This window comes from Nonomuraea sp. NPDC001684 (assembly GCF_053596515.1).
The window spans coordinates 1-4,318 of the sequence record NZ_JBSFGJ010000628.1 but is presented as its reverse complement, the minus strand read 5'-3'; the positions used below and the strand labels follow the sequence as shown (position 1 = coordinate 4,318).

General features: G+C 73.0%; 5 protein-coding genes. 3 read left to right on the top strand and 2 right to left on the bottom strand.

From position 1 onward, the window contains the following. Positions 1-362, top strand: a 362-nt coding sequence (locus ACWCSD_RS48865; protein ID WP_449926063.1) for a carbonic anhydrase, incomplete at its 5' end; no start/stop codon positions are given. Positions 363-402: 40 nt separating this feature from the next. Here the strand turns inward: ACWCSD_RS48865 and ACWCSD_RS48860 are convergent. Beyond that, entirely contained in the window at positions 403-1,362 is a 960-nt protein-coding gene (locus tag ACWCSD_RS48860; protein WP_387683091.1) for a YbgA family protein, read from the bottom strand. A 73-nt stretch (positions 1,363-1,435) separates the two neighbouring features. Between ACWCSD_RS48860 and ACWCSD_RS48855 the strand changes: the two genes are divergently transcribed. Next, on the top strand, positions 1,436-1,957 hold the full coding sequence (locus ACWCSD_RS48855) for a hypothetical protein (protein WP_449926060.1): 522 nt from the start codon (positions 1,436-1,438) through the stop codon (positions 1,955-1,957). 37 nt (positions 1,958-1,994) lie between these two features. Here the strand turns inward: ACWCSD_RS48855 and ACWCSD_RS48850 are convergent, their stop codons facing one another. After that, positions 1,995-2,402 carry an ATP-binding protein gene (locus ACWCSD_RS48850; RefSeq protein ID WP_449926058.1) on the bottom strand — a complete coding sequence of 136 codons (408 nt, stop codon included), beginning with the start codon at positions 2,400-2,402 and terminating at the stop codon, positions 1,995-1,997. Positions 2,403-2,715: 313 nt separating this feature from the next. On the opposite strand from ACWCSD_RS48850, the gene ACWCSD_RS48845 reads away from it, so the two are divergent. Beyond that, positions 2,716-4,318, top strand: a 1,603-nt coding sequence (locus tag ACWCSD_RS48845; RefSeq protein ID WP_449926055.1) for an endo-1,3-alpha-glucanase family glycosylhydrolase, incomplete at its 3' end; no start/stop codon positions are given.

Sequence of the window (4,318 nt, the reverse complement as noted above, 5' to 3'; positions counted from 1 at the left end):
GCCACTCCGGCTGCGGCGCGATGGCGGCGCTGCTGAAGGGCCCGGCGACCACCGAGGGCCTGCCGCAGCTGAGCCGCTGGCTGCGGCACGGCCATCCCAGCCTCGACCGGCTCGGCGAGGGCGGCCACGACGCCTCCGCCGAGGACGCCGCCCTCGACGCGCTGTGCCGGCTCAACATCCAGCAGCAGCTGGAGAACCTGCGGACCTACCGCAAGGTCGACGAGCAGGTCAGGGCCGGGCAGCTGACGCTGGTGGGGCTGTACTTCGAGATCGGCTCGGCGCGGGTGCACCATGTGCCGCCGCGCGCCTCCGCCGCCCCCGAGCCGGACGGCCCGCTGCCGACCGAGCCCACCCCCACGTAGGCGCGTCCCCCGCCGCGCCGGCCCGCCCGGCGCGGCGGGGTCACACCACGTGGTTGCGCAGGCCCAGCTCCTCCGGGTAGGGGGAGAAGTACGTCTGGTCCTGGACGTAGGTGGCCGCCTCGCCGCGGGCGTGGTGGCGCAGCAACGTCAGCGGCACGCTCAGCGCCACCCGGTGCGCCGCGTACGAGCCGATGACCTCGACCAGGTCGGCGCGGCGCACCGGGTCGAGCTCGTCGCCGAGCATGCCGAGGCAGTGCTGCAGCACGTTGACGTTGCGCCCGATCGACGCCTTGACCGCCATCGCCCGCCGGAACGCCGTGCCGTACTCCTCGGCCAGCTCCTCGCGCGGCCGGACGCCTGCGGCGGCGACCAGGCGGCCGGTCTCGCGGTAGCCCTCGGTGGAGTGGGCCAGCAGCTGCATCTTGTGCCTGGCCTGGAAGGCGACCAGGTCGCGCGGCCGCCAGTCGCCCTCCAGCAGCTCGCGCAGCCGCGCGTGGGCGAAGATGCGCTCGACGAACGCCTCCCGCAGGACGGCGTCGTTGAGCCGCCCCTCGTCCTCGACGGGCAGCAGCGGGTGGCCCTCGATCACCGCGTCGGCGAACAGGCCCCGGTTGTCGCGGGTCACCGCGTGGTCACCGGCGTACAGCGGGATGCCGTGGATGCCGCAGCTCGGGCTCTTGGCCTTGAACACGTAACCGTCGGCCGCCAGGGCCGGGGAACGTTCGGCGGCCAGCTCGTCCATCGCGGAGGTGAGGTCGCGGCGGCTCTGCCGGGTCATCAGGCGCGGGCCGGCGGGCGAACGCTCCAGGCGCAGCGTCTCGCGGGGCGCGCCGAGGCCGATCTCCATCTCGGGGCAGATCGGCACCCAGTCCACGAACGGCGCCAGCTCCTGCGTCAGGAAACGGGCCCGGCTGTGCCCGCCGTTGTGCCGTACCGGCTCGCCGAGCAGACAGCTCGACACCGCCACCCGCGGCCTGCCCCAATCCTGCGCCTGCGCCATGTCCTGACAGATGCCCAGCTCGCGCCTCCGCACGCCACGAAGATTTGTCGCAACCAGGGCGTAGCGTTCAGGCATGACGAATGCGCACATTCCGCTTGATGGCGAGCAGTGGCAGCCTGGGGACCTCGTCGTCGACGCCGACGGCGGCCTGTTCACGCGCGCGAGTGCGCAGGACGAGGCCGACGGCCTGCCCTGGGGGCGTCCCCGGCACGCGGCGCGGCACGCCGACGGGAGCGCCCACGTGCCGGCGGGCGAGGCGGGGGAGCAGGTGCCCGGCCGTCCGCTGACGTTGCTGCTGCGCGACGGGCGGCCGGCGCTGCCCGCCGTGCCGGCCGACGCGGCGACGGTGCTCGGCACGCAGGCCCGCCAGACCGCGGCGCTGGCCGGCGTCGGCGGCCTGTTCCTGGCCGCCACCGCCTTCGACCCGGACGGCGCCGGCGACCCGAGGGCGGCCCGGCTGCGCGCGGACCTGCTGGACCACGTGGTGGTGGTCGACGACGCGGAGGAACTGGCCGCGATGTTCGGCGGCGCGGCCGACGGGCTGCTGGTCGAGCTGGCCGAATGGCACCGGCGCAGCGTGGGCGAGAGCGCCTGACCGGGGCGGCCGGTCGCCCGTCCGGCCCGCTGTCGGGTCAGGGGCCGGTGGGGCGGATGCGGGCCATGCGGAGGCGGACCTGGGAGGAGGCGCCGGTCTGGGTGATGACGAACTCGTCGCACAGGCGGCGCATCACCCACAGGCCGTAACCGCCCGGCCCGATCTGGGGACGGGCGTCGGGGCAGGCGTCGGGCCCTAGGCGGCCCGCGTGGTCGCCGACGTCGACGGTGAGGAAGTCGTCGTCGGCCCAGATGTGCACCCAGCCGGCCCCGCCCGCGTGGTCGAGGACGTTGGTGACCGCCTCGTTGGCGGCGAGCGCGAGGTCGTCACCGCGCTGGGAGGCGAGCCCGGCCTGGAGCGCGTGACGGCGGACGAGCTCCCGCAGCGCCGCGAGGTCCCGGCTGATCGGCCAGCTTGCGGCAGCGCCGGGGGAAGGCTCGGACATCGATCCCTCCTACCCGAAATCACACACCGTGTGCCCATGATGACATCGACCCGGTCGTGCGCGCAGGCCAAGCGGAGACAGAAAAGGGCTGGTCCATCTTGCCCGAGTCGCGGCTTGCGCGCCATGCCCGACCAGGGGACCGTCCGGAGACGGGCCGTCTGACCGCAATGACGTATCGAGGGGCCGAAAATAGCATCGTTCCAAATGGGGGATTTATCCGGAAGTCCTGGCCGGGGACTCGATCTTGCTCCATCGTTGGCGATGCAACGCGGCTCCGCTGCTGCGGAGGCGTACCGAAAGCCAAGGGAGTTCCATGCTCAACCGATATCGGGCCCTGCCGGTCGCGGTGGCGATGCTCACCGCGCTGGCGGGTGCGGCCGCGCCCGCCGGCGCGGCGGCGCCCGCGCAGGCGTCCGCCGTCGCACCCCTCACCGCACCCCTCACCGCACCCCTCGCCGCACCCCTCACCGTGACGTTCGCCGCCACGGACGACGTGTTCATCAGCCAGGCCGAGCCGGCCAAGAGCTTCGGGACCGCGACCTGGATGAGCGTCTGCGGAGCCGCGTGCGGCAGCGCCACCGCGGGCCGGCGGGTCGGCCTGACCCGCTTCAAAGTCACCGGGATCCCGGCGGACGCCGAGGACGTCAAGGTCACCCTGGACGTCGTCCCGGCCAGGACGACGGACACCACCGTGTCGGTCCGTCCCGTGACGGGTTCCTGGACCGAGGCGGCCACGACCTGGAACACCCGCCCCGAGCTCGGGGCCGCGCCCGTCGCCTCGCACACCGGTTTCACCGCCGGGACGACGGTCAAGCTGGACGTGTCCGCCGCCGTCGAGGGCGACGGCACGTACGCCTTCGCCCTCACCGGCGACGACGACGCCGCCACCGTGCTGATGTCCTCGCGCGAGACCGGGAACCGCGGCCCGAAGCTCACGGTCACCTACACCGAGGGCGGCGGCCAGACCGACGGGCCGCTGCCGTTCGTGCTGCCGGGGAAGGCGGCCCTGCGCGGGTCGGCCAAGAAGGTGTTCGCGCACTACTTCACGCCGTACCCGGTGTCGCTGGACAACCAGGCCCCGGCCGGCGACTACTACGCCAGGAACTACCTCAAGCCGGACGGCGAGAGCGGCAAGCACGCCGCCTACGGCGGCCTGCTGCGCGACCGGCCGGTCGGACGCGACCCGATCAGCGGCGACTACGCGCTGGCCGACTTCAAGACCGAGGTCAGGCAGGCCATCGCGGCCGGCCTGGACGGTTTCACCGTCGACATCCTGTCGATCACCAGCGCCCACTGGACGCGGGTGCAGAACCTGATCAAGGCCGCCGAGGCCGTGGACCCCGGGTTCAAGATCGTGCTGATGCCGGACACGAACGGCCTGGCCTCGGTGGACAGCGCCGCGTTCGCCGCCGCGATGGCGAAGCTGGCCGCCTCGACGTCGGTCTACCGGCTCGCCGACGACCGTCTGGTGGTGGCGCCGTTCAAGGCCGAGGGGCGCACCGCCGCCTGGTGGGCGGCCTGGATGAAGACGATGGAGACCGAGCACGGCGTCAAGGTGGCGCTGGTGCCCTGCTTCCTCGACTTCAACAAGTACCGGGACGCCTTCGCCTCGATCAGCTACGGCTTCTCCAACTGGGGCAACCGCAACCCCGCCGCCAACGCCGCCCTGGGCGGCAACATCGACCGCGCGCACGGCATGGGCAAGATCTGGATGCAGCCGGTGTCGATCCAGGACGAACGCCCCAACCAGGGCGTCTTCGACGAGGCGGGCAACACCGAGAACCTGCGGGCGACGTGGAAGGGCGCCATCGACGGCAAGGCCGACTGGGTCCAGCTCACCACCTGGAACGACTACTCCGAGAACACCCAGTTCGCGCCGTCCAGGAACGCCGGTTGGACGTACCTGGACATCAACG